Below are 25,204 nucleotides of genomic sequence, written 5' to 3'. Positions count from 1 at the left end.
CATTCTCGGGGGAGGAACTTGGACGTGACGATGCCCACGGCCGCCGCGGTCGCGCTGGAGCGAACGACGGTGGCATTCCGTCTCGCCGGCGGACGCACCTACACCGCCGTCGAGACGGCGGATCTCAGCGTCTCCGACGGCGAGTTCGTCGCCATCGTGGGGCCGACCGGCTGCGGCAAATCCACCCTTCTCAACGTGGCGGCGGGCCTGCTGAAGCCGGCCGCCGGCCACGTGCGCATCTTCGGCCAGCCTCTGGCCGGCCTCAATCGCGACGCCGGCTACCTGTTCCAGGCCGATGCGCTGTTCCCATGGAAGACCGCGCTGGAGAACGTCGCGATCGGGCTCGAGGTCGCGGGCACGCCGTCGAAGGATGCGGCCGCCAAGGCGCAGCAATGGCTGACCTCGGTCGGCCTCGGCGCATTCGGCAACCGCTATCCGCACATGCTGTCGGGCGGCCAGCGCAAGCGCGTCGGCCTTGCCCAAGTGCTGATCCGTAATCCGCGCATCATCCTGATGGACGAGCCGTTCGGGCCGCTGGACGCGCAGACGCGGCAGATCATGGGCAATTTGCTGCTCGATCTCTGGAATGCCGACCGCAAGGCGGTGCTGTTCGTGACCCATGACCTGGAGGAGGCGATCGCGCTCGCCGACCGCGTCGTCATCATGTCGGCCGGCCCCGCCTCGCGCATCATCGGCGACTGGCGCGTCACGCTGCCGCGCCCGCGCGACATCTTCGAGGTGCGCATGAAGCACGAGTTCCACGAGCTGCACCGCGAGATCTGGCAGACGCTGAAGGCCGAGGTCGAGAAGACCTACAAGCAGGCGGAGGCGGTGTGATGGCGCGTTTGCAGGGCTTGAGTTGTCGCGCGCTTCCTTCTCGGCCACGGCGGTGCGCTCCCTCCCCCCTTGCGGGGGAGGGTTGGGGTGGGGGGGACCCAGCAAAGATTGGTGCTCGTGGCACCCCCACCCCCAACCCCTCCCCGCAAGGGGGAGGGGAGCAGAGCGGCGTGAGAGGCTTCACCTTCGTACCCACCACACCGCATGGAGCAGCGTGATGTCGCGTCTCGGTCTGCTCGCGCTGCAATTGCTCGTCGCGATCATCGCGATTGCGCTGTGGCAACTGCTCGCCACCGTGCCCGTGTTTGGACGCATCTGGCTTCCGCCATTCTTCTTCTCCAACCCGGTCGACGTGTTCGCGCAGGTCGTCAAATGGTTCGCCACCGGCGCGATCTGGAAGCACCTCGCGATCACGCTGTGGGAGTCGATCCTGGCGTTCGCGATCGGCTCGCTCGGCGGCGTGCTGGTCGGCTTCTGGTTCGCGCGCAAGCCGCTGGTCGCCGCGGTGTTCGACCCCTACGTCAAGATGGCCAACGCGCTGCCGCGTGTCGTGTTGGCGCCGATCTTCACGCTGTGGCTCGGCCTCGGCATCTGGTCCAAGGTCGCGCTCGGCGTGACCCTGGTGTTCTTCATCGTGTTCTTCAACGTCTATCAGGGCGTCAAGGAGGTCTCGACCGTGGTGCGCGACAATGCCCGCATGCTCGGCATGAGCGAGCGGCAACTGATGCGCCACGTCTATTGGCCGTCGGCGCTGTCGTGGATGTTTTCGTCGCTGCACACGTCGGTCGGCTTCGCCGTCGTCGGCGCTGTCGTCGGCGAATATCTCGGCTCCGCGGCCGGCCTCGGCTATCTGATCCAGCAGGCCGAAGGCATCTTCGACGTCGCCGGCGTATTTGCCGGCATGTTCGTGCTGTCGGCGTTCGTCATCCTGATCGACATCTGTGTCACGCTGGTGGAGCGTCGGCTGCTGGTGTGGCGCCCGGATGCGGCGGATGGGCGATGATGGGCGCGGTGCCGCCATGCCCACCGCTGCCGTCCCCGCGAATGCGGGGACCCATAACCGCGGGACGTCGTTTGTGGCACGCGCGATGACCAGTCTTCTCCAACCGCGACATCACGCGGTATGGGTCCCGGCGTTCGCCGGGACGACAGCGGCAATTCGGGGCGGCCTTCTCATTCACAGCACACACGCCTAATCTGACCGATAACATGAACGGAGGAAATCAATGAACAAGATGTTGGGCCGGGTCACCGGCGCGCTGCTGGCGCTGACGCTAAGCACCGGTCTCGCCAGCGCCGCCACCAAGGTCACGATCGCAATCGGGGGCGGCGCCTGCCTGTGCTATCTGCCGACCGTGCTGGCCAAGCAGCTTGGCGAATATGAGAAGGCTGGGCTCGAGGTCGAGCTGGTCGACCTCAAGGGCGGCTCGGATGCGCTGAAGGCCGTGCTCGGCGGCAGCGCCGACGTCGTCTCCGGCTATTTCGATCACTGCGTCAATCTCGCGGCCAAGAAGCAGGAGATGCAGTCCTTCGTCGTCTACGACCGCTATCCCGGGCTCGTGCTCGTCGTGGCGCCGTCGCACAACAAGGAGATCAGCTCGGTCAAGGATCTCGCCGGCAAGAAGGTCGGCGTCAGCGCGCCGGGCTCCTCGACCGACTTCTTCCTGAAGTACATGCTGAAGAAGAACGGCCTCGATCCGTCGGGCACGGCCGTGATCGGCGTCGGTCTCGGCGCGACCGCCGTGGCTGCGATGGAGCAGGGCCAGATCGATGCGGCCGTGATGCTCGATCCCTCGGTCACCGTGCTGCAGGGCAAGCATCCGGATCTCAAGATCCTCAGCGATACCCGTACCCAGCACGATACGCTGGAGGTGTTCGGCGGCGAATATCCCGGCGGCGCGCTGTACTCGACGGCGGCCTGGATTGCCGGCCATGACAAGGAGACGCAGGCGCTGACCAACGCCATCGTGGCGACGCTGGGCTGGATCCATTCGCATACGCCGGAGGAGATCATGGCGAAGATGCCGGAGGAGCTGGTCGGCAAGGACAAGGCGCTCTATCTCGCGGCGCTGAAGAACACCATCCCGATGTACTCGCAGACCGGCAAGATGGACCCGAAGGGCGCCGACGCCGTGCTCGCGGTGTTCAGCACCGGCTCGCCCGACGTCGCCAAGGCCAATGTTGACGTCAGCAAGACCTTCACCAACAAGTTCGTCGAACAGGCGAAGGGCACGAAGTAGGGGGATGACCGAGGTCGTCATCCACCGCGTCACCGCGCTCGACCTCAAGGTCGAGCCGTGGGAGTGGCCGTTCGCGAAACAGCGCCGCGACGACATCGCGGCGCATTTCGCCGAATGCCGGCGCGCCAAGCCGGGCCTATGGAACGGTCGCGTGCTGCTAGGGCGCAACCCGCGCTTCGCGGACGGCCTGTTCGAAGCGAGCTATTTCGAGACCGATTTCGCCAGCCTGCTGGCGTGGCGCGACTGGGGCTTTCCGGATCGCTCCGCCTTCAACGGCTTCGGCATGGGCGCGCTGCGTGCCGCCGACGGCGCCTTCGTGCTCGGCGAGATGGGCGTGCATACCGCCAATGCCGGCCGGCTGTATTTTCCCGCCGGCACGCCGGATCTCGCCGACGTCAACAACGGCGTGCTCGATCTCGCCGCCAACGTCGCGCGGGAGGTCGAGGAGGAGACCGGGCTCGCGCCATCGGACTATCAGGCCGCGGCGCATTGGGACTGTGTCGTGACCGGCGCGTCGATCGCGCTGATGCGCGTGCTCGACGCCTCCGACATGGGCGAGGCTCTGCAGCGCCGCATCGAGGCCAATCTCGCGGCCCAGGACGAGCCGGAACTCTGCTCGATCCGGCTGGTTCGAAGCAGGAGCGATCTGACTGCGGCGATGCCGCGCTTCGTGACCGCCTTCCTCGAAACGCAATTCAGCCCCGGAGAGCCGTCCTCATGAGCAAGAAACCGCGCACGCTGGCCGATGAGCTCGATGGTTTCATCTCGCCGTTCCGGATCGATGGCGGGCACAGATTTCACCTCAAATCGCACAAGACCAAGGTCAAGGGCGGTCTCGATAAGGAGCAGGGCGAGGCGATCATCGAGCAGAACCGCCAGCGCCTCTCCGATTTCCAGGAGAAACTGTACGCACAGGACCGCTGGTCGGTGCTGGTGCTGCTGCAGGGCATGGATGCATCGGGCAAGGACAGCGCCATCAAGAGCATCTTCGAGGGCGTCAATCCGCAGGGCTGCGAGGTCACCTCGTTCAAGCAGCCGACCTCGAAGGAGCTCGATCACGATTTCATGTGGCGCAGCGCCATCGCGCTCCCCGAGCGCGGCCGCATCGGCATCTTCAACCGTTCCTACTACGAGGAATGCCTGGTCACGCGCGTGCATCCGGAGATCCTCAAGGCCGAGAAGCTGCCCCCGAGGCTCGTCACCAAGAACATCTGGCGCGAGCGCTTCGAGGACATCTCCGCTTTCGAGCGTTACTTGTCGCGCAACGGCACCGTGATCCTGAAGTTCTTCTTCAACATCTCCAAGGAGGAGCAGCGCGCGCGCTTTCTCGACCGGCTGGAGGAGCCGGCGAAGAACTGGAAGTTCTCGATGGGGGACATCACCGAGCGCGCCAAGTGGCCCCGCTACCAGGCGGTCTATCAGGACATCGTGCGCCACACCTCGACGCCCTATGCGCCGTGGCACGTCGTTCCGGCCGACCACAAATGGTTCGCCCGTGTCGTCATCGGCTCGACCATCGTCGCCGCGCTGGAAAGCCTGGATCTGCATTTTCCGCGCGTCGATGCCGCCTCGCGCGAGGAGTTCAAGGCGGTGCGGAAGGCGCTGGAGAGCGAAGGCAAGGGCGGCAAGAAGGGCGACGGCTGAGACGCGAAGCCAAAGCCGCAATCACCCGGCGTTGCCTCACGCCGCGCCGGCCTGCCGCCGGTCGGCGTCGCCCGCCACCAGGAATCGACGCTCGAAATCGGTGGCCGGCATCGGCTTGCCGAAGTGATAGCCCTGTCCCTGCTCGCAGCCGAGCCGCAGCAGGAACTCCGCCGTCGCCTCGTTCTCGATGCCCTCGGCGATCACGGACAGGCCGAGCTGTTTGCTGAGGCTGACCGTCGAGCCGACGATGGCCGCGTCGTCGGCCTGGGTCAGCACGTCACGCACGAAGGAGCGGTCGATCTTCAGGCCATCGAGCGGGAATTTCTTCAGGTAGCTCAGGCTCGCATAGCCGGTGCCGAAATCGTCGAACACCAGGCTGACGCCGAGCGCCTGCAGCCGGTTGAACGTCTGCAGCACGCCGGGTTCGTCGTGCAGCAGGATGTCCTCGGTGACTTCGAGCTCGAGCAGGCGCGGCGACAGGCCGGTCGACGTGAGCAGCTTGCTGACGAAGGCGGCGAGGTCGCCGGACTGGAACTGGGACGGCGACAGGTTGACGCCGACGCGGATGTCGTGGCCGGCGAGCTGCCATTCCCGCGCCTGCCGGCAGGCGGTGGCCATGACCCAGGTCGCAACCGCCTCGGACAGATGCGAGGTGTTGACGACCGGAATGAAATCACCAGGAGGCACGAGGCCGCGCGTCGGATGACGCCAGCGGATCAGCGCCTCGGCGCCGATCACGCGGCCGTTCAACAGCTCCACTTGCGGCTGGTAGAACAGCTCGAATTCGTTCCGCTCGACGGCGAGCGCAAGCTCGGCCTCCAGCGTCAATCGCTGCTCGAGCTCGCGGCGGATGGCGCTCTCGAAGAGCACATGGCTGCCCGGCCGGTCCATCTTGGCGCGACAGAGGGCGAGGTGCGCGTTGCTGAGCAACTCGTCTGCCGAGTGCCCGCCCTCGGGATGCACCGCGACGCCGAGGGTGACCTTGACGCGCTGCTGACGCGTGCCCGCGTCCAGCGGCGCCTCGAACAGCTGCGACAGATGGTCGGCGAGCTCGGCCACGGTGCCGCCGATGGCGGAGCAGGGAATGGCGACGGCGAACTCGTCGCCGCTGAGCCGGGCGACGCGGCCCATGTTGCCGATCTCGGTGCGGAGCCGCTCGGCCGCCGCGCGCAAGACGCTGTCGCCGAAGGCGTGGCCGAGCATGTCGTTGATGCGCTGGAACGCATCGAGCCCGATCACCAGCAGCGCCACGCGGTCGGACGCGGCATCCGCGGTCTCGATCATGGCGGCGAGCTCGCTCTGCAGCGTGTTGCGGTTGATCAGCGCGGTCAGCGTGTCGTGCTCGGCGAGGTAGCGGATGCGCTCGGCCTCGCGCTTGCGCACCGAGATGTCGCGCAGGATCACGCCGTATTGCAGGCCGTCGGCGCCCTGCCAGGCGGAGAAGCTCGCCTCGACCGGAAACACCTCGCCGTCCTTGCGGCGGCCGTCGAACTCGATCGTGGATCCGCCGGGCATCAACGTCGCCGGCAGCGCCGCCTCCTGCTGCGGAAACAGGTCATGCGTGTCGCTGCCGTCGGCGCGCAGGCGCGCGAAGGGCTGGCCGATGATCTCGTCGGCACCGTAACCGAAGATCGCGACGGCGCCCGGATTCCACACCGTGATCCGCCGGTCCCGGTCGGTGCAGACAAGCCCGTCGCCGATCGACATCGCGATTCGCTCGAAGCGGCTCTCGGCAACGTGCCGCAGCAGGCCGCGGAAGCCGATCTCGTCGAGGGCCGTTGCCGCGAGATAGGCGACCAGCGCGATCTGCAGCAGCGAGGTGTCGAGCACCAGGGCATAGCGGTCGTGCAGCAGCAGCGCCGCGGCCTCGATCAGGACGCTGATCATGGCGATCAGCAGCGCGCGCCGCGCCGCCGAGAGCTGCCGCCAGCTCGCCAGCATGATGATGACGATCAGCAGCAGGCCGGCCATGGTGGCCGTCGTCGATGTCGAGAGCAGGGTGCGGTGCTGAATGATGGACTCGGCCGCCAGCGCCTGCAGCATGACGCCGGGCAGAACGCGGCCGTTCGGCACGCTGTAGTAGTCGCCGAGCTCGATGGCGGTCGCGCCGACGATCACCCGCTTGTCCTTGAGCCTGGCCAGCGCCGCCGCGTCGCCGCGGACGACGTCGACATACGACACCCTCGGCAGGGACGATGGATCGATGCCGTAGTCGACCAGGAACGAGCTGTGCTTGACCGCATCGCTTCCGGCGAGGAACGCTCCCATGGACTGCAGGTAGGTCTTCGCGCCGCCGGTCTCATCATTTTCGCCGAAAGCGTAGCTTCTGACGCGACCGTCGCGTGCCACCTCGATGTTCACGAAGGCCGACCATGCGAGCTGCTCGAACTGTGGCAGCGGTCGGTTGAGGTGAATGGCGGTTTCCTTCCCCGCCGCATCGAGCTGCCTGAAGACCGGCAGCACGACCGAGCTCTTGGCACTCTGCAGCGCGTTCAGGAAGGCCTGATCGCCGGCCGCGTCGGACGGCGTGCTGAAATCGACGTCGAAGGCGACGTCGCGGACACCGGCGCGCTGCAACTGCTCCAGCAGGTGCGCATACTGGGTCCGCGGCCACGGCCAAACGCCGATGGCTTCGATCGAGCGCGGGTCGATCGCGACCACCGCGATCTCGCCGCTGGCAGGGCGGTTGTCGAGGCGGAAGCGCAGATCGACGAGAGCTTGGCTCAACAGCTCGTGGCCGCCTGACAGGCCGACCGTCAGCAGCGCAACGACCACCAGAATATGCGGCATGAACCGCCTGAACATGCCCTCTCCCCAATGACTGCGTGCCACGTCGACGCCCGCTTTCGCGATCCCAATCTCATCCCACTCCGACCGCAGAGCCATCAGGAATCGTGCTGGCCTGCGCTCCCCAATGACCACGCATGCCGGCGTGAAGCTCGATGGCGGATCCTCAGTTCTTGTTGTGACCGTAGGCGTGGGCATTGCCGTTGCCGTGGCTGCCATTGCCATGGTCGTCGCTATTGCCGTTGCCGCTACCGCTGTTTCCGTTGCCGCCGTTACCGTTGCCGCCGTTACCGTTGCCGCTGTTTCCGTTACCGCCGTTGCCGTTACCGTTGTTGCTGTGGCCGTTGTTGCCGTTGCCACTGCCGCCATTGTTGTTGCCGTTGCCGCCGTTGCCATTGCTGGCGGCATTGGCGCTGGCGGAGCCGCTCGGTGAGCCGATCGCTGCGGTGACGGCGGCTGCGATCGAGGAGTCTCCCGACGTGCCGCTTGCGGTGGCCGAGTTGCTCGTCGCATTGCCGCTGTTGCCGCGCGCATCATTCCAGGCGGTGCTTCGTCCTGCACCGGCGGTCGGCGTGTGGGCGCCATGGGCGAGGCCGCGCGTCGCCTTCTGGATGTTCAGGTTGACCTCGCCGATCGATGACGAGATCCGCACGACACCCGGCTTCGCGCCGCCGAAGCCAGTTGCAGAATGCTGCTGTGCGACGACCGTTGCGCCCGAGCCGTTGGCGTTCAGTGCGTGGATCACGCTCCCCTTCGCTTCGCGCGGCGGATGCAGGCCGTCGCGCGGCACCGGAACGCGATCGATCGTGGAGGCGCGCGGGCGGCCGTGCTCGATCGGGCTGAAGGTGCCGGAACCGGACAGGCTGAGGCCGGAGCGGCCGGTCGCAAAGGCGGTGGCGGCCTGGCCGGGCATCACCTGGGCGATCTGGCCGGTCTTGAAATCCGACACCTGCACCTGGCCGCGGCTGACCTCGACCTTGGTGCTGCGGCCTGAGATCGTGACGCTGAACTGCGTGCCCTTCACGACGGCGGCGAGATAGGGCGTCTCGACCTCGAAATGCTGGACATTGCGCTTCTCGACGTCGAGCAGAATCGAGCCGGCGCGCTGCAGGATGGTCGTCGCCATGCCGTCCTTGGGCGCGGCGGGCAGGCCGACTTCGGAGTTCGGCGCGATGACGATCGTCTCGGCGCCGCGTGTCAACCGGACGCGGCCGGTCGGCCCGGTGCGGATCGTATCGCCTGGTTTCAGCGGGTCCTCGCGACCGAGCGACACCTGCGCTGCGCCCTGGGTGGTGACCCAGACCTCACCGGACGATTTGCTCACCAGCCACGGCTCACCGTCGGCCGCGAATGCGGCCGGTGTTGCACCGAAAAGGCACGCGGCGACTAACGCCGGTATCAGGAAGCGCTTGAAGGACATGGCACGAACTCGCGTCGTTGGCGGCTTTTGAAACTAATCGAAATGTTTCAAGAGACCCTTAGGAGTTGCAGCCGTGTTTGCTTCCCGCATTTACGCTTCATTGACCTTAACAAACTAAAAACGAGGCATGCGCGCTGGTTGTGTTGAGCGAACTGGAAGGGCTGCGGGTTGGCGCGACAGGGCCATCATACCGCACGCCTCGCGACGGCTGCATGGAGCCGCGCTTGCCGCCGGCATTTCCCTGTCGGCGGCGCTGTTTGCAGCGACGGCCCACGCGCAGCAGGTCAGCCAACCGAGCTTCGATCCGCGGCAGACCGAGCGATATTTCGACGAGCAGCAGTCGCGCTCAACGCAGCCGGCGCCGCCGCGGCGGCCGCAATTCGCGACCCAGGGCGGCGGCGATCGCAAGCCCTTGTTTACCATGCGCGCCGTCACCCTGACGGGGGCGTCCGCGCTGCCTGCCGAGCAGCTCGCCGCGAGCTATCAGCCCTATCTCGGCAAGCCGGTGTCGCAGGCCGACCTCGCTGCGATCGCGACAGCGATCAGCGATCAGTACCGCACCGCCGGCTATCATCTCAGCCGTGCGATCATCCCGCCGCAGGACATCCGCGATGGCCGGGTGCGGATCCAGATCGTCGAAGGCAGCATCACCGAAGTGGCCTTGAAGGGCGCCGGCGCGGAAGAGTTCGGCATCAGGCCGATGCTTGGCCCCGTGCTGGCGGAGCAGCCGTCCCGCCTCGAGACCCTGGAGCGGCAGTTGCTGCTGATCAACGGTCGCGGCGGCGTCCGTCTGGCCGATTCCTCTCTGGAAGAGATCGGCGGCACCACCGGCCGGTTCCGCCTGGTGATCGAGCTGCAGACCTGGCACGTCTATGGCTATGCCGGCATCGACAATCTGGGATCGTCGACGGTGGGCCCGTGGCAGAGCTATGCCACCGCCGCCTTCAACTCCTATCTGCTGCCGGGCGACACGCTCACGGCCAACATGTCGACAACTCCCGGCGATCCGCGCCAACTCGCGTTCGGGCGACTGTCCTACGACGTGCCGGTCGGCACCGACGGGGCGCATATCGGCGCTTCCGCGCTGTATAGCGAGGTGCGACCGGGCGACTGGAGACGGCTGTTCAACGACAACACCGTGACCGAGACGCTCGAGCTGCGCGGCGGCCTCGCGCCGATCCAGTCGCAGCGTGCCTCGCTGAAGCTCAATCTCGCGGCCGCCTTCAGCGACGTGACCGAGCGTGACCTGTTCGGCATCTGGTATCGCGATCGCATCCGGACGCTGACCTTCACCGCCGACTACCGCTGGAAGGATGATGTCGGCGGCGACAGCTATCTCACGCTGGCCTATCGGCAGGGACTGAACGCGTTCGGCGCGACGCGGCTCGACGATCCACTCGCCTCGCGCACGGGCGCCTCGCCGAGCTTCTCGGTCTTCAACGGCTGGTTCGCACGCTATCAGACCTTGTCCGAGGCGTGGTCGCTGAAGCTCGCGGCCGCCGGGCAGCTCGCCTCGGGTCCGCTGTACAATTCGCAGCAGTTCTATCTTGGCGGCCTCGCCTATGGCCGCGGCTATGGCAGCGCCGAGATCAGCGGCGACAACGGCGTCGCCGGCACGTTCGAGGTCCGCTTCGAGCAGAAACCGAACTGGCAGTATCTCACGAGCTATCAGCTCTACGGATTCTTCGATGCCGGGCTCGCCTGGAACGACGGCTTCCGGCCGTCCGACGGCGTGGCGCTGACCTCGGCGGGCGCCGGGGTGCGCTTCACCTTCCCGAACGACTGGCGCGCCGATCTCGGCGTCGCCGTGCCGCTCAGCTACCGCGCACCCGACAATTCGACGCGCAGCGCGCGTCTGCTGTTGACGCTGTCGAGCGTGCTGAAGCTGTGCCCGCAGCGCGGGCAGGGGCCCTGCATTTGAGGCCCTCGGCGGGCGGTCAGACCGGCTTGCCGGAGCCGTGGAACAGCCGGCCCTTCTCGGTGATCAGCACGATGACGAGCGCGCTCGACGTGCAGGCCAGGAAGCCTGCGGCGAAGGGCAGCGCGGTGCCGTCGAAGGCCTGACCGACGACGGCGCCGGCGGCCATGCCGAGCAGGGTCGTGATCGAGCCGTAGAGCGAGGACGCGGTGCCGGCATTCGCCCGCTGCGGCTCCATCGCCAGGGCGGTGAAGTTCGCGAACATCAGGCCGAACGTAAACATCATGCCGGCCGACAGCAGCATGAACAGCCACAGCGGCAGCATGCCGAGAACGGCCGCGCTGAAGCATGCCAGTGCGATGACGACGCTGCCGACCAGCGCGCCGTGCGAGATCATGCGCATGCCGAGCCGTCCGACGAGGCGGGCATTGAGGAAGCCGGCCACGGCAATGGTCACCGCGATCGCCGCGAAGGCGAGCGGGAAGTAGTGGCCGAGATGATAGACGCCGGTGAATAGCTGCTGCGAGGACAGGACATAGCCGAGGATGGCGCCGAAGATGCCGCTGGCCGCGAGCGCATAGCCCAGCGTCTGGCGGTTGGTGAGGGTGTTGCGGAAGGCGGCGGTGATCGCGGCGATCGAGAACGGCTTGCGCTCGCTCTCCGGCAGCGTCTCGGGCAGCCGCACCGCGGTCCACAGCAGCGCGACGATGCCGTACAAGGTCAGCACCACGAAGATGCCACGCCACTGCGTCAGCAGCATCACCGCCTGCCCGAACGACGGTGCGATCACGGGGATGGCGATGAACACCATCATCGCCAGCGAGACCACGCTCGCCATGCGGCGGCCGGCATAGCAGTCGCGCACGATCGAGGTCGCGATCACCCGCGTCGCCGCGGTGCCGAGGCCTTCGAGCGCGCGCGCCAGCAGCAGCAGCTCGAACGACGGGGCGGCGATCGCGAACAGGCTGGCGACCGCATACAGCACCATGCCGCCGATCAGCACCGGGCGCCGGCCGAAGCTGTCGGACAGTGGGCCGATGACGAACTGACCGAGGCCGAAGCCGATGACGAACGCCGACAGCACCGTCTGCAGCCGGTTGGCGACGTCGATGTGGAAAGAGGCGCCGATGTTCGGCAGCGCCGGCAGCATCATGTCCATCGCCAGCGGATTGAGTGCCATGATCGCCGCGACCACGATGACGAATTCGGTGAAGCCCATCGGCCGGTGACGGACGATCTCGATGGTGTCGGCACTGGTATCAGCCAAGGCGCGGGCCTTCCATGGTGTAGGGAAATGCGGAAATGGGCACCCATACGTATCGGCTTTGCTGCGTCGCACAAGGCGTGTTTCGGAATGGCTGGTCACCGGCGCCGGCCGTTGGCGCGATTGTGACCCGCCGTGACCCGCTGAAAATTGCGCCGGCGGCGACGCGATGGTAACGGCCGTGTGATCGACGTCCGGATCCAGGCCAGCATGAAGACCTACAAGATCGTCGTCTATGTCCCGGAAGCGGCGGGGGACGCCGTACGCCACGCGATGGGCGAGGCCGGCGCCGGCCGCATCGGCAATTACGACCACTGTTCGTTTACCGCGAAGGGCGTGGGCCGGTTTCGTCCGCTGGCAGGCGCCAACCCGGCCGTCGGCGCGGTCGGCCAGCTCGAGACGGTCGAGGAGGAGCGCATCGAGACCGTCTGCGCCGAGGACCGGCTGAAGGCCGTGCTACAGGCGATCCGCGCTGCGCATCCCTATGAGGAGCCGGCGATCGACGTCTACCCGATCGAGGTGGTTGCGTTGCGATCCGCCGACAGTGCTTGATCTCTTTGAAGACCCGTTCGACTTTGTTGCGTCCCCTGGTCATTTCAGCGTCGATTTCGCGCTCGCTCCATTTGAGCTTCTCAAGCGCCCTTTGTGAGCTAAGGCAGGAGAGCCAGCTATCTTAGTTTGGCTTGTCAATCTGCCGCCTGATCTCGCCGATGAACGCCGCCAGATTCCGGTCCTCCGGCGTCATGATTGCGAGCCTTTCGGCGTAGCCCAGCGCCGCCTTTGCATCGCCTGTCGCGCGGCTGAGCGAAACCAGAGCGGACAGCACATCCCTATCATTGGGATGGCTTTCCAGAGCTTCCTTTAGGACCGTCATTGCTTCGTCGGCTCGCCCGCCGGAATGCAGCGCCACCGCGTAAACATAGATATAGCGTGCGCGACCCGGTTCGAGTTCGGTTGCTCTGCGCAACTCGGCGAGCGCCTCGTCGTGCCGCTTCAGCCGGGTCAAGGTCAGGCCGAGTGCGTGATGCGCGGCCGCGTCGGCAGGTGATGCCGCAATTGCTCCGCGCAGAACAGTTTCTCCGTCGCCGTCGCGGCCAATTTGGCGATAGAGGTCGGCCAGATTGATGGCGGCCGCCGCATAGTGCGGGCTGAGCCTGAGGGCTGCCTTGTACTCGGTCTCCGCGTCCCCGGTCCGTCCGCGCAAGGCCAGGAAGTTTGCCAGTGCGGTGCGGGCCTCGGGCCGTTCGGCATTGGCGCGCTGCGCCGTGATGAATTCGCCTGCCGCCTGATCGAAGCGTGCGCGATCGGGCAGCGGCTGGCTTGCAGTCGGAACGGAAGCGAGCAGGGAGGCGACCCTGATCCGCACGCCACGCACGGGATCGGTGAGCAGCGGCGAGACCAGCGGCCAAATCTGGCCGGCAGGCACGTTTTCCAGCATGTCCAGCGCGCCGATCCGCACCATGGGATCGGGATCGGCCAGGCCTGCCCGTGCGGTCACAATGTTCGCCGGAGCGATGCGCGAGGCGAGTTCGCCGAGCGCGCTCGCACGCGCCACAGCCGGCGCGTTCCTGTCCGCGGCCAGAAGGCCAAGCAGCGCGGCGGCGTCGGCCTGGTCGCTGCGTGCTGCGTGGAATGCGGGCCCATAGGTCTGGAAGCCCTTTCGGTCGGGCCCGAACCATTGCTCGATCGCGGCGGCGGCCCATTGCGCCGGTTTGTCGCTGTGGCAGTCGTTGCAGGCGTTCGGGGTCCCCAACGTGACCGAAAGATCCGGTCGCGGAACGCGGAAGGCGTGATCGTGACGCGGGTCGATCTGCATATAGGTGCGCGCCGGCATGTGGCACGACATGCAGGTCGGCGTCGGATCGGCGCCCGCGTGATGGCGATGCTTCGCATCGGCGTATTTTTCGGACGCATGGCATTGCACGCAAACACCTTCGCCGGAGACTCGGAGCTTTGCGCCGTGCGGCTCGTGACAATCGCTGCAGGTAACGCCGGCGGCAAACATCTTGCTCTGCTTGAACGGCGTATAATTATAGGGCTCCTCCACATCGCGGATCTGGCCATCGGCATGATAAGTGGTCCGCGCGAGCGCCTCGACCATATGGGTCTGGGACAGCGATTGACCGGGTGCCCAGTCCTCGCTGAAGCCGGCACGGCGCGCGTGGCATAGCCCGCACGTCTCGATCTCCTTTCGCAGCGCGGCCGGCGCGGCTGAACGCATCGCATTTCCGCTCCGCGGATCGATCGGCCAAGTGACGCCGCGCCGTTCATCGAAGCGGACCAGCAATCCCTTGCTCGGATCCTCGTGCTTGCCGAACGGCCACCAGCGTTGCTTGTCACGCGCCCAGGCGGCGTGGGCGGAGCCCTGACCGTGACAGGTCTCGCAACCGACGCTGATTTCCGCCCATGTCGTCGCGAAGCGATCCGTCGCGGCGTCGTAATGCTTGCGCAGGCCGGTCGAGTGGCATTCCGCGCACATGAAATTCCAGTTCTGGTTCAGCTTGGTCCAGTGCAGGACGTCGTCGTGCTTGATCTCTTCCTCGGGATGGAGATGGAACCAACGCTGGCCGCCGTTGTCCTTGGGCCGGCCGTCCCATGCGATCGGCAGCGCCTGGATGCGCCCATCTGGAAATTCAACAAGATATTGTTGCAGCGGATCGATACCGAACGTGTACTTCACCTCAAACACGGCAAGCTTGCCGTCGGGCCCGTCGGTTTCGATCATGAATTTTCCGCCATCGCGGAAGAGGCGGGACTGCACACCGAAATAGTCGAAGCTCTTGTTGAAATCGCCGAGCACGGTCTTGTCGGTCGCGTGCGCCATCGCGGCCTTGTGCTGCGAAATATCCCATAATTTGGCTTCTGCCTGATGGCAGCCGGCGCAGCTTTCGCTGCCCACATAGGTGGCGACGAATGAGGCCTGCGCCGTGGAGGCCGGTCCGCCGGCCTTGAGGAGATGAAAAACCATGCCGACCACCAGCACGAGCGCGATCGTGACCGCTACTGCAATCCAGGTCGCGCGCCTGGAGAAGGCCGTTTCGCCGGAAGCAAGCCGATCCTGCGGCGCAGCCGGTGATGGGGCCGCGGCGGATCCCTTCCGCGATCCCTTCGTGCCGGCTTTTGGCCGCCTGCGTGTCAACGCTTTTACCTCACGGCCCAATTGGTCAGCTTGCGATCAAGCTGCTCCGTCGGTCATTTCCGCAAATGCAGGAATGTTTGCCAAGGTCGCTTGACCTGCATCAAGGCGTGCCTCCCGGAGGCCCCGATGATGAGCTGTCCGATGGGAGGATGCCAAGATGAAATTATCAATTGCCCTAACAGGGCTGTTGCTGGTGACGGGGTTCGTAGCCGCGAGCACTGAAAGGGCTAGTGCCGTCGTGTATTGTCAGTATGTCGAGTATCCCGTCGGCTGCGTCGTGAGGCCCGGCGTCGTGCTGCGGCCCCGCCCGGTGGCGCGCGCCGTGGTGACCCCAGGCGTGCGCGTGCGGGGAACGCCGATGAATCGAGGCGGGCCGGTCAATCGCGTCGGCAGACGCTAGAATTTTCGCTTCTCCTTGAGCCGGTTGGGCTGGCCGAACGTCATTGCCCGCGCCGATGATCGCGATTTGCGGGCAGGAATTGTTCCGGCAGCGAGAAGCCGTGTCAAATTGTCTCATTTGAAGGCAGTGATCATGAAGCAAATAGTGAAGTTGGCTGTGTCGGCGCTGTCATTGACGACGCTACTCGTGCTTCCAGCATTGGCCCAACAGTCGGCGCCGCCGAGTGCTGTGTTGCCGACCGAGCGATCGGTTCTGCCGATTCCTGAACCGCACCCTCCACACAGCACCGTATTCGATGCGCGCGATGCGACGCCGCCGCCGCGGTTTGAAGTCAAGGCGCCGGCCGGTGCACCCAATGTACTGATCGTGCTCATCGACGACATGGGCTTCGGCCAGTCGAGCGCGTTTGGCGGCCCAATCAGGATGCCGACGGTCGACCGCCTCGCCAACGAGGGTCTCCGCTACAACGAGTTTCACACCACGGCGCTTTGTTCGCCGACCCGCGCGGCGCTGCTCAGCGGCCGCAACCATCACATGAACAATTTCGGATCGATCGCGGAAACCGCGACGACCTTCCCGGGACAGACGGGCCAGCGTCCCAACAATGTCGCGTCCGTCGCGGAGATGCTGCGGTTGAACGGCTACAGCACGGCGCATTTCGGCAAAAATCACGAGACCGCGGCATGGGAGGTCAGTCCCTCCGGCCCGACCGACCGCTGGCCGACGCGCCAGGGCTTCGACAAGTTCTATGGCTTCATGGGCGGCGAAACCAATCAATGGGCGCCGCTGATTTACGATGGCATGACCCAGGTGGAGCCGTCGAAGGACCCGAACTATCATTTCATGACCGACATGACCGACAAGGCGATCGACTGGATGCGGTCGGAGAAATCGCTGACGCCGGACAAGCCGTTCTTCATGTATTTTGCACCCGGCGCCACCCATGCCCCGCATCAGGTGCCCAAAGAATGGATCGCCAAGTACAAGGGCAAGTTCGATCAGGGCTGGGACAAGCTGCGCGAGGAGACGTTGGCGCGGCAGATCAAGCTCGGCGTGGTGCCACCCGATACCAAGCTCGCCCCGAAGCCGGACGCCATCCAGGACTGGGACAAGCTGAGCGCTGACGAGAAGAAGCTGTTCGTGCGCCAGATGGAAGTATTCGCTGGATTTGGCGAATACACCGACACAGAGATCGGCCGCCTGATCGACGCCATCAAGACAACGGGCCAACTCGACAATACGTTGATCTTCTACATCGTCGGCGACAACGGCGCGAGCGCCGAAGGCGGCGCGAATGGCCTGTACAACGAGATGACCTATTTCAATGGAGTGCAGGAAACCGTCCAGGACGTCTTGAAGCACTATGACGAACTCGGCGGTCCCAACACCTACGGCCATTACGCCGCCGGCTGGGCGGTCGCTGGCGACACTCCGTTTACCTGGACCAAGCAAGTGGCCTCGAGCTATGGCGGCACCCGCAACGGCATGGTCGTCCATTGGCCGAAGGGGATCGCGGCGAAAGGCGAGCTTCGCCCGCAGTGGCATCACGTCATCGACATCGTACCGACCATTCTCGAAGCAGCGAAACTGCCCGAGCCCAAGAGCGTAAATGGAACGGTCCAGACTCCCATCGAGGGCGTGAGCATGACCTACAGCTTTGCCGACGCCAAGGCGCCGAGCAGGCATGCGACGCAGTATTTCGAAATCTTCGGCAACCGTGCGATCTACAGCGACGGCTGGCTGGCCGGTACGGTGCACCGGGCGGCCTGGGAAACCAAGCCGCGGCGGCCGCTCCAGCAGGATATCTGGGAGCTTTACGATGCGCGATCGGACTTCAGCCTGAGCAACGATCTGGCGGCCAAAAATCCGGACAAGCTGAAGGAGATGCAGGAGCTGTTCCTGAGGGAAGCAGTGAAATACAACGTGCTGCCGCTCGACGACCGCACCCTGGAGCGCACCAACGCGGCGCTGGTCGGACGTCCCGACCTGATGGCCGGCCGCACCAGCCTGACGGTCTACGAAGGCATGATCGGGATGACGGAGAATGTCTTCATCAACCTGAAGAACCAATCGCACGCCATTACTGCCGATCTGGACATCCCGAAGGGCGGAGCCAATGGCGTCATCATCGCCCAGGCCGGACGGTTCGGTGGCTGGACCTTCTACCTGAAGGACGGCAAGCCGACCTACACGTATAACTTTCTCGGTCTGCAGCGATACACCGTAACCGCCAAGCAGGCTCTTCCGGCAGGCAAAGCCGCATTGCGCTTTGAGTTCGCGTACGACGGTGGCGGCCTGGGCAAGGGTGGCGTGGGCACGATCCTCGTGAACGGAAAGACCGTCGCGACCGGCCGGATCGAACGAACCCAATGCTGCTTCTACTCCGCGGACGAAGGCGCTGACGTCGGCGCCGATGAGGGCACGCCTGTTACCGAGGCCTACAAGGTGCCGTTCAAGTTCACAGGCAAGATCGGCAAGGTGACGATCGATCTAGTGGGTATGAAGAAGGCCGACACTGAAGAAGCCGTCCAAGCCCGCAAGGCAGCGGCGTTGAAGAAAGGACTGTCCGATTGATGCGCTCTTCGCGCTCGCCAGGTCAGTGATCGGTCCCTTGAGAAGGAGGGGCAATGAAAACAGCCATTCTGGCGACGATCCTTCTGGCCTCGAGCCTAGGGGGAGCGGTCGCGCAAAATGCAAGCACCGCGGAACCCGAGGTTCTCGCTGACGGCAACGGCGCTGTCAGCAGGCGCTTCGATAACACCAGCAAGGTTCGTTTCATCGAGATCTTCCTCGCAGGCCGCGATGCGAAGACGGGGAAGGTGGTTGCCGCCTGCCACAACAGCATATTCACCTCGAAGGGAATCCCCGCGTCGAGAGACACTGCCCCGCAAATGTTGGTCGAAGGCCTTGATTTCGAGGCCATGAAGAAGGACTTCGGCGTGCTCGGCGCATCGTTGAATGGTCCGAAAATCTGGCTGCCGGATTGGGTCGAGGTCACCGTCGGAAAGCAAAGAGAGTTCAACGGAATCGCCACCGCATGGGTCGCCCAGTTGAATCTTGGCAGCAACGTGAGCGTCTCGGAAACCACTCCGTACAAGCCGATCACCATCGCGCGGGAGAGCGGGCTCGGTTGGAAAAAGGGCGCCCTGGCGCTTCTTCTCGACGATGCCGAGGGCAATACCTGGATCATGAAGGGATTCCAGCTAGGCCTCAAGCCGCAGCATACCTTCGAACAATTCGTTGCCGCAGGAGCAAGCAACTTCAAGCAGCTCCCGCCCGGGTGGAAGTTCCGGATCAAGACGCTTGAGAAAGATCTGACCGAGGTACCCAAAAGTGGTATCGCTACGATCATGTCGGACGAGTTTTTCAATGTCTACGACAAGACCGGACCTGGGATGAGCGACTACAAGCCGTAGTCGTCGACGACAACTCAGGCATGCCGCCTGAAATGGGAGCGTGGGGGGTACGATTGCAGCGCGATAGATCGGGACGCAGGTCCGGCTTCCTGCGATTGTGGCTGAGCGGCGTTTTCGCGTCCGCCGCGTTCGCTTCGTTTTCGCCTCTGGTCGCCCATGCCGATGAGAGCGGCATTTCGTTCTGGCTGCCGGGATTGTACGGCAGCCTCGCCGCAACGCCTGCCACGCCGGGCTGGTCGGTGGCTGCCATCTACTACCATACGAGCGTGGGTGCCTCAGGCGCGGCCGCGGCGTCGCGCGAGTTCCAGGTCGGACGATTTTCTCCGACCGTCAACATCGATCTCAATCTGGCTTTGCGCGGCCAGGCCGATCTGATGTTCATCGCGCCGACCTACACGTTTGCGACGCCCGTGCTCGGCGGCCAGTTGTCGGCGACGCTGGCCAGCGTCTACGGCAGAAATTCCGCGAGCATCGCCGGTACGTTGACGACGGTTGCCGGTCCGATCGTCAGCACGCGCACCGGATTCCTCGAAGATGCACTCGTCTCTTACGGAGATCTCTATCCGACCGTGAAGCTGAAGTGGAATAACGGCGTCCACAACACCATGGTCTACGGCACCGGCGATATTCCCGTCGGCGACTACAGTCGGAACCGGCTGGCCAACATCGGCATCGGTCACGGCGCCATCGACTTTGGCGGCGGCTACACTTATTTGAATCCGACGACCGGCACGGAATTTTCGGCCGTCGGCGGCTTGACCTACAATTTCAAGAATCCCGATACCCAATACCAGAGCGGCATCGATTTCCATCTGGACTGGGGCGTGTCGCAGTTCCTGTCGAAGCAGGTCTTCGTCGGTTTCGTCGGCTACGCCTATCAGCAGATTACCGATGACTTCGGTCAACCCGCCGTTCTCGGCGGCTTCCGCTCGCGCGTCCTCGGCGTTGGCCCGCAGATCGGATATATTTTCCAGATCGGCAGCAATCAGGCGTTCCTGGGGCTGAAGGGATATGGCGAGTTCGACGCCGCCAACCGGCCGTCGGGCTGGAACACGTGGCTGACGTTCTCGATCTCGGAGGCCGCGCCCGCCAGCACGGTGGCGCCGACTTGGCACAAAGTGTCGAAATAGAATAGAGAAGTATCGACCTCCCGCATTGGACTGAATTCCGGCATTGTCATATCGGGTGGTTCCGCGGCGGTGCAGCACGTCCGTCGCTTCGGACCGAAACGGCGGTCGAGCTGCGCTTACCCACTCCGGATTGATGAGTACGTGTCCTAGCATGCGGGAGCTTCGTTTCACGTTGCGCGGCTTTGGCGCGGTTTTGGTTGCAGCGCTGCTGGCGCTGTCGGCCCATGCGGCATTTGCCGGCGACGCCGCACCGGCCGATCAGATCTCGGCGTTCCGGCTCGCGCATGGCGAAGGCCGCGTGACGCGCGACGCGACGCTCGACCGCATCGCGATGGAGCAGGCGCGTGCGATGGCCGACAAGGACGATCTCAGCCACGAGGTGCTCGGCCCGTTCACGCGCCGCGTGGCGCCGTCGAAGGCCGGCCGCGCGGCCGAGAACATCGCCTACGGCTATGACAATTTCGACAAGACGCTGGGACAGTGGATCAACTCGGCGGGTCATCGCAAGAATCTGCTGCTCCCCAAGGCGACCAAGGTCGGCATCGCCAGCGCAAAGAATGCCAGCGGCAAGCGCACCTATTGGGCGATGGTGATCGCGGGCGACTACGACGCCGACAAGCCGAAGGGCGCTCCGAAGAGCAAGGCCAAGGCCATCGTCGCGCAGACCGCGACCCGATCCGAGAAAGGCAACGCCACGCCGGTGACGCGCTGGGGCGCCAAGCCGCCGACATCCGCCTCCAAGGACTGCCACCTCAGCATCAAGGTCATCGGTCTCTGCATCTGAGCGCAGTGACCTGCGGCCATGGCTGAACGCGACGCCCGCCGCGCGATCACGGCGTTGTGCGAACAGCGCACGTTGTCGGGGCGAGCTTTATCAGCTATGCAATTAATGGTTGTCTTTTGGGCAGCCACTATCGTGAAGATTTTTCATCTCATTTTGAACGGAGACCATCATGGCAGTCATTGAGCAGACCTCAACCACCAGCACCAACCCGCAGACCGCCTCGGCGTCCTTCCAATGGTCGCTCACGTCCTACGAGGAACAGGGCAATCTGTGGCTCAAGTGGAGCACGAACGCCCCGTTCCGCGCGCAGCAGGGGCAGATCTCCGTCTACAGCGGCAGCAGCTTCCCTTCCGATCCGAAGAAGGACCGCAAGGCCTGGTCGTGGGACAACGAGCATGGCGGCGGCTCGGGATGGGACACGGGCCTGCGCTACGGCTCCGACTGGTACTGCGCCTGGATCGCCGAGAAGAGCCCGAACGGGCCGTACGCCTACGCGGTCACGCTCGTCACCAAGCTCGCCTGAGCTGACGCGCCGTAAGAGGTGGGATCTACGATCCCACGCGATTGGCCGCGCTGAGACCTGTGCCTCAGCGCGGCTGCTTCTTCAGGTGCAGATAGCCGGGATCGAATTCGCCGATCTCGCTCAGGCGCGGCCAGTCATGCACCGTCAGCATGCCGCTGCGGAAATCGACGGCGCGGCTGGCGCGCAGATCGACCAGCGTGCGGTTGACCGTCGCGATTGCCATGCCCAGCGCCTCGCCGAGCTGCACCAGGCTCACCGGCAACGGCAACTGATCGTCCCGGACGTGGCCGAGCGCCCTGGCGCGATAGAACAGCTCGCAGAACAGATGCGCCATTCGCGCCGGCTTGCTCCGCGCGCTGTTGTTGGTGACGGCCTCGCGGAAGATCGACGCATCGATCAGCGTCTCGCGCCAGATCGCAAAGCCGAGCGCCGGCCGCCGGCTGATCGCGCGGATCAGCTCCTTGTGCGCAATGCTCGCCACCACCGCCGGCCCGATCGCGCAGACGGCGTGATCCATGCGGTCGAGGAAGATGGCCTGGGCGTCAGGCCAGTCGCCTGGCATGTGGAAGGAGAGATATTGCCGCGCGCCGCTCGGCAGCAGGTGATAGCGCGCCACCCATCCGGACAGCGCGACGACGGAGCGGTCCGGCTCGTCGCCCTGGCGGATCAGGTCCTCATGATCGACCAGCTCGCGCGGGGCGAAGCTGAGCGTCTTGATCTCGGCGACGTCGTCGTTCGAGAGCTGCGAATGCTCCTTGAGCTTGGTGATGACGGTCCGGTTCGCTTCCATCGCAATCGTGCCCGTGTCGTCCTCTCGCATATCAAATGAGATGATGCCGCCGGCAGTTCCGAACTAAAGTTGAGCGCAGAAGATGCGGGTAAAAGTCACCGGGCGCCGCCTCGGGAGAACAGTCATGCCCCACATTGCGTTCCTCGACGTGGTCCGGCGCTTGTTCGGCGGTGCAGCTGCCGATGGCGAGAGCAGCACGGTGGGGAACGACGGCCGCTCCGATCCGTTGGTGCATCCGATGTCGGATCAGGAGCTCTCGCGCGCCATCCGCGATCTGCGCCGCCATCGGCCATCCGAGACCGCGCCGAACAGACCCGCACGGCGTTCGTCGGCTGCGCGGCGCGATCGCTCGTGACTAGACCGATCGCGCCGGCGCCGTGTCCTGCTCCATCAGAAACAGCATCAGCCGCACCAGCTCGTCCTCCAGCTCGCGTGTGCCGACGAGGCGATGCTCGCGCATGACGGCGGCCCGGATCGGTCCCAGCGCAGCGCGCACCAGGATGAAGCGGCGCGCGGCCGGCATCGTCTCGCTCCGCAATCCCGCCGCCTCGATCAGCCGCTCGGTCATGCGGTCCACCATCTCGTGCAGCGCCTTCTGCAGCTCCGCGTCATGGCCCAACAGGCCGAGCAGATAGCGCCGCACATGGTGACGGCCGGCGAACGGGGCAAAGCCCTGGCGCACCACCGCGCGCACGATCGCCTCGCGGCCGAGCCCGCGATGCGTCTCCAGCGCCTCCGCGAACTGCGCCTCCTGGCGGGCGAACTCGCGCAGCACCAGCGCACGCAACAGCGAGGTCTTGTCCCTGAAGTAGCTGTAGAGCGTGCCGATCGAGAAGCCCGCGCGCTCGGCGATGGCGTTCGTGCTCAGGCCCTTGCCGCCGCCGCTCTGCAGAAGTTGAGCAGTCGCCTCGAAGATCACGTCGAGGGTCTGCCGCGTGCGCTTCTGCACCGGGGTTTTTCGAAGCATTTCAGGAGCTTGCTGCACGGTCTGGACCTTGGCTGGCGGACGGGCGAAATCGAGTAGGCGTTGCCGCCGGCTCGGGTTGGATCAGAGCCCGCATGCGGGCGGCCGGACCATGAGTGGATGGGCTCCGGGCCGAGCCTGCTTGCACCGGGCTGAACCTCATTTGCACGAAGGAGTGATTGCCGTGCTGCGCGTCGCATTCCCGTTTGTCACAATCATCGCCATCTCCCAATGTCTTCTGTCGCAGGCCGCGCTGGCCGGCAACCGCGCCGCTGCCGACAGTTGCGCCGCCAAGCTGTCGCCGGTGGCGAAGCAGATCTACGACGTGACCGCGCCGGCCATCGGCCCGGACAGCGTCGTCAAGGACGCGATCGTCGAGCGTGTCAGGCCGCTGGTGATGGCCGACAAGTTCGATCGCGACACCGCCCGCGCCAACGCCACGCCGGCCGGCGAATGCCTGGTGCTGCTGAAGTAGGTCGCGCCGCGCCCCATAAGGTTTGGAGGCTGCGACGGGACATGAGGCCGCAGCCTCCCGGAGCAGGCGGCGTCGCTCCGGGACAACCCGGCTTGGCAAGTCAGCCGGCTCGCACATCAATAGGTGATGCTGGACCTTCTCACCCGTCACTGGGTTGCCGGTGCCGCGTTCATGGCCGCAGCGCTGCTGGCGGCCTGTCGCTGCTGCTGCACGTGATCATCGCCGCCAACGCCGTCCGGCGCGTGTCGCACGCCCGCGCGGTGGCCTGAGCGCGCGTCCTCATTCGCCCGGAGCGAGCTGGATCGTCCGTGCCGGCTCTGGCCGACGGCGCAGCCGTCTGCGCGAGACGTAGAGCAGCACGCCGGTGATCCCGAACAGCGGCATCAGCGCGGCGGCGAGCATGAAGACGAATTGGCCGGACCAGCCGAGAATGCTGCCGCGGTGGATATCCAGGATCCGCGCCAGGGCGCGCTCGCCCACGGTCTTGTCGGCGTAACGCTCGGCCGCGAGCAGCCGGCCCGTCGCGCCGTCGACGCGGAATTCGTCGCGCCTGCCGTCGTGCGCCTCGCTCGGCCAGGTGCGCACGCGCACCGCCGTGCCGACGCCCGTGGGCAAGGTGAGCTGCATCACGGCAAAGCGATCCCCGATCTGTTCGCGCAACGTGGCCCACACTGCGTCGAGCGCGACGAGCTTGGCCTGCGCTGTGGAATCTGCCCGGCCGTCGCGTGAGGCCTTGCCGGGCATCGGGGCGGGCGACGAGGACGGCGCGAGCAGCCAGGTCAGGCCGTCCTTGTACCAGGCGTAGGAATAGGACAGCCCGGTCAGCGCCATCACCAGGTAGACCGGCAGCACCCATGTGCCGATCACGCTGTGCAGCGAGCGATGCAGGCCGCGACCGTTCAGGCCGAGCTGCGGCTTGAGCCACAGCGTCGCGCTGCCGGCCCGTCGTGGCCAGCGCAGCACGAGGCCCGTGATCAGCAGCACCACGAGCCCGAGCACCGCGGCGCCGGTGATCTGGCGGCCGGCGCCATTGCCGTCGCCCGGCAGCAGCAGCCAGCGATGCAGCCGGCGGACCGTGGCGAAGAACGCCTCGCCGCTGATCGGGCCGAGCATGCGGCCGTCATAGGGATCGACCAGCGCCGAGGTTGGCCGCCCGCCGTCCTCTCCGCGCGCGAAGCGGATGCGCACGGCGGCGGTGGGATCGCGCGACAGCGTGATTGCGGCCACCTTGCCGGCCTCGGGATCGGCCTGCAGCCGCGCGACGAGCTCCGACGGCGCGAGCGGCGCCTCCACCCGCGGAGCGACGCGCGCCAGCGAGGCGTTGAGGCCGGCCTGGATCTCGTCCTCGAAGCTCATGACCGCGCCGGTGAGGCCCATCAAGGCGAGGATCAGCGCCGCCGCGAGGCCCAGGACGGAGTGGATCTGCAGCAGCGCTGGTTTGATGCGCAATGGCGTCAAGCGGCGTCCTCCCTG

General features: G+C 65.6%; 24 protein-coding genes. 17 read left to right on the top strand and 7 right to left on the bottom strand.

The features are described from left to right. Positions 1-30: 30 nt before the first annotated feature. The 5 genes from QX039_RS05060 to QX039_RS05040 all read left to right on the top strand — a co-directional run bounded on the left by QX039_RS05060 (position 31) and on the right by QX039_RS05040 (position 4,721). Positions 31-837, top strand: coding sequence for an ABC transporter ATP-binding protein (locus tag QX039_RS05060; protein WP_409998856.1), 807 nt, complete (start codon positions 31-33; stop codon positions 835-837). Positions 838-1,054: 217 nt separating this feature from the next. Then, a complete protein-coding gene (locus tag QX039_RS05055; RefSeq protein ID WP_315756344.1) occupies positions 1,055-1,840 on the top strand; it encodes an ABC transporter permease in 786 nt (261 codons plus the stop codon). 223 nt (positions 1,841-2,063) lie between these two features. Next, positions 2,064-3,077 (top strand): ABC transporter substrate-binding protein, encoded by a 1,014-nt coding sequence (locus QX039_RS05050; RefSeq protein ID WP_315736915.1) that lies wholly within the window; start codon positions 2,064-2,066, stop codon positions 3,075-3,077. A 4-nt stretch (positions 3,078-3,081) separates the two neighbouring features. Beyond that, a complete protein-coding gene (locus QX039_RS05045; protein WP_315771662.1) occupies positions 3,082-3,798 on the top strand; it encodes an NUDIX hydrolase in 717 nt (238 codons plus the stop codon). Then, a complete protein-coding gene (locus QX039_RS05040; protein ID WP_315771660.1) occupies positions 3,795-4,721 on the top strand; it encodes a polyphosphate kinase 2 family protein in 927 nt (308 codons plus the stop codon). The genes QX039_RS05045 and QX039_RS05040 overlap by 4 nt, the downstream gene beginning before the upstream one ends. 36 nt (positions 4,722-4,757) lie before the next feature. Here QX039_RS05040 and QX039_RS05035 read toward each other — a convergent pair whose 3' ends face one another. Both QX039_RS05035 and QX039_RS05030 read right to left on the bottom strand, forming a co-directional pair. Continuing rightward, positions 4,758-7,526: an EAL domain-containing protein gene (locus QX039_RS05035; RefSeq protein WP_315771659.1), complete on the bottom strand. Its 2,769-nt coding sequence runs from the start codon at positions 7,524-7,526 to the stop codon at positions 4,758-4,760. A 148-nt stretch (positions 7,527-7,674) separates the two neighbouring features. Next, complete coding sequence (locus tag QX039_RS05030; RefSeq protein ID WP_315771658.1) at positions 7,675-8,928, bottom strand: FecR family protein; 1,254 nt, start codon at positions 8,926-8,928, stop codon at positions 7,675-7,677. 127 nt (positions 8,929-9,055) lie between these two features. On the opposite strand from QX039_RS05030, the gene QX039_RS05025 reads away from it, so the two are divergent. After that, positions 9,056-10,849 (top strand): ShlB/FhaC/HecB family hemolysin secretion/activation protein, encoded by a 1,794-nt coding sequence (locus QX039_RS05025; protein WP_315771657.1) that lies wholly within the window; start codon positions 9,056-9,058, stop codon positions 10,847-10,849. Positions 10,850-10,865: 16 nt separating this feature from the next. On the opposite strand, the gene QX039_RS05020 is transcribed toward QX039_RS05025, so the two are convergent. Beyond that, positions 10,866-12,113 (bottom strand): multidrug effflux MFS transporter, encoded by a 1,248-nt coding sequence (locus QX039_RS05020; RefSeq protein ID WP_315771655.1) that lies wholly within the window; start codon positions 12,111-12,113, stop codon positions 10,866-10,868. Between the two features lie 207 nt (positions 12,114-12,320). Here QX039_RS05020 and QX039_RS05015 point away from each other — a divergent pair, with 207 nt between their 5' ends. Next, positions 12,321-12,662, top strand: coding sequence for a YqfO family protein (locus tag QX039_RS05015; protein WP_315771653.1), 342 nt, complete (start codon positions 12,321-12,323; stop codon positions 12,660-12,662). A gap of 121 nt (positions 12,663-12,783) precedes the next feature. Here the strand turns inward: QX039_RS05015 and QX039_RS05010 are convergent, their stop codons facing one another. After that, positions 12,784-15,093 carry a tetratricopeptide repeat protein gene (locus QX039_RS05010; RefSeq protein ID WP_409998853.1) on the bottom strand — a complete coding sequence of 770 codons (2,310 nt, stop codon included), beginning with the start codon at positions 15,091-15,093 and terminating at the stop codon, positions 12,784-12,786. Here QX039_RS05010 and QX039_RS05005 point away from each other — a divergent pair. From QX039_RS05005 to QX039_RS04970, 8 genes are all read left to right on the top strand, one after another. After that, positions 15,077-15,343 carry a hypothetical protein gene (locus QX039_RS05005; protein WP_315736926.1) on the top strand — a complete coding sequence of 89 codons (267 nt, stop codon included), beginning with the start codon at positions 15,077-15,079 and terminating at the stop codon, positions 15,341-15,343. The two genes, QX039_RS05010 and QX039_RS05005, sit on opposite strands and share 17 nt — an antisense overlap. Positions 15,344-15,406: 63 nt before the next feature. Then, positions 15,407-15,649, top strand: coding sequence for a hypothetical protein (locus QX039_RS05000; RefSeq protein WP_315736927.1), 243 nt, complete (start codon positions 15,407-15,409; stop codon positions 15,647-15,649). Between the two features lie 15 nt (positions 15,650-15,664). Further along, positions 15,665-18,223 carry an arylsulfatase gene (locus tag QX039_RS04995; protein ID WP_315736929.1) on the top strand — a complete coding sequence of 853 codons (2,559 nt, stop codon included), beginning with the start codon at positions 15,665-15,667 and terminating at the stop codon, positions 18,221-18,223. 53 nt (positions 18,224-18,276) lie between these two features. Further along, positions 18,277-19,065 (top strand): hypothetical protein, encoded by a 789-nt coding sequence (locus QX039_RS04990; protein WP_315736930.1) that lies wholly within the window; start codon positions 18,277-18,279, stop codon positions 19,063-19,065. Positions 19,066-19,166: 101 nt separating this feature from the next. Beyond that, a complete protein-coding gene (locus QX039_RS04985; protein WP_315737080.1) occupies positions 19,167-20,195 on the top strand; it encodes a transporter in 1,029 nt (342 codons plus the stop codon). A gap of 151 nt (positions 20,196-20,346) precedes the next feature. Beyond that, on the top strand, positions 20,347-20,979 hold the full coding sequence (locus QX039_RS04980; RefSeq protein ID WP_315736931.1) for a CAP domain-containing protein: 633 nt from the start codon (positions 20,347-20,349) through the stop codon (positions 20,977-20,979). An 18-nt stretch (positions 20,980-20,997) separates the two neighbouring features. Beyond that, positions 20,998-21,162 (top strand): hypothetical protein, encoded by a 165-nt coding sequence (locus QX039_RS04975; RefSeq protein ID WP_315736932.1) that lies wholly within the window; start codon positions 20,998-21,000, stop codon positions 21,160-21,162. After that, complete coding sequence (locus QX039_RS04970; RefSeq protein WP_315736933.1) at positions 21,149-21,502, top strand: hypothetical protein; 354 nt, start codon at positions 21,149-21,151, stop codon at positions 21,500-21,502. Before QX039_RS04975 ends, QX039_RS04970 begins: the two co-directional genes overlap by 14 nt. A 64-nt stretch (positions 21,503-21,566) precedes the next feature. Here the strand turns inward: QX039_RS04970 and QX039_RS04965 are convergent, their stop codons facing one another. Continuing rightward, entirely contained in the window at positions 21,567-22,292 is a 726-nt protein-coding gene (locus QX039_RS04965; protein ID WP_315771651.1) for a Crp/Fnr family transcriptional regulator, read from the bottom strand. Between the two features lie 124 nt (positions 22,293-22,416). On the opposite strand from QX039_RS04965, the gene QX039_RS04960 reads away from it, so the two are divergent. Continuing rightward, positions 22,417-22,647: a hypothetical protein gene (locus tag QX039_RS04960; protein WP_315771650.1), complete on the top strand. Its 231-nt coding sequence runs from the start codon at positions 22,417-22,419 to the stop codon at positions 22,645-22,647. Here the strand turns inward: QX039_RS04960 and QX039_RS04955 are convergent, their stop codons facing one another. Then, complete coding sequence (locus QX039_RS04955; RefSeq protein ID WP_315771649.1) at positions 22,648-23,259, bottom strand: TetR/AcrR family transcriptional regulator; 612 nt, start codon at positions 23,257-23,259, stop codon at positions 22,648-22,650. Positions 23,260-23,440: 181 nt separating this feature from the next. Here QX039_RS04955 and QX039_RS04950 point away from each other — a divergent pair, with 181 nt between their 5' ends. Then, positions 23,441-23,731, top strand: a complete 291-nt coding sequence (locus tag QX039_RS04950) for a hypothetical protein (RefSeq protein ID WP_315771648.1) — start codon at positions 23,441-23,443, stop codon at positions 23,729-23,731. Positions 23,732-24,010: 279 nt separating this feature from the next. Here QX039_RS04950 and QX039_RS04945 read toward each other — a convergent pair whose 3' ends face one another. Further along, positions 24,011-25,189: a PepSY-associated TM helix domain-containing protein gene (locus QX039_RS04945; protein ID WP_315771647.1), complete on the bottom strand. Its 1,179-nt coding sequence runs from the start codon at positions 25,187-25,189 to the stop codon at positions 24,011-24,013. Positions 25,190-25,204: the final 15 nt, after the last annotated feature.

Origin of the sequence: Bradyrhizobium sp. SZCCHNR1043, assembly GCF_032489675.1 — a bacterium.
In the GTDB taxonomy this organism is placed as follows: domain Bacteria; phylum Pseudomonadota; class Alphaproteobacteria; order Rhizobiales; family Xanthobacteraceae; genus Bradyrhizobium.
Note: the sequence above shows the minus strand (reverse complement) of the source record. Positions and strands in the feature narration are given on the sequence as shown.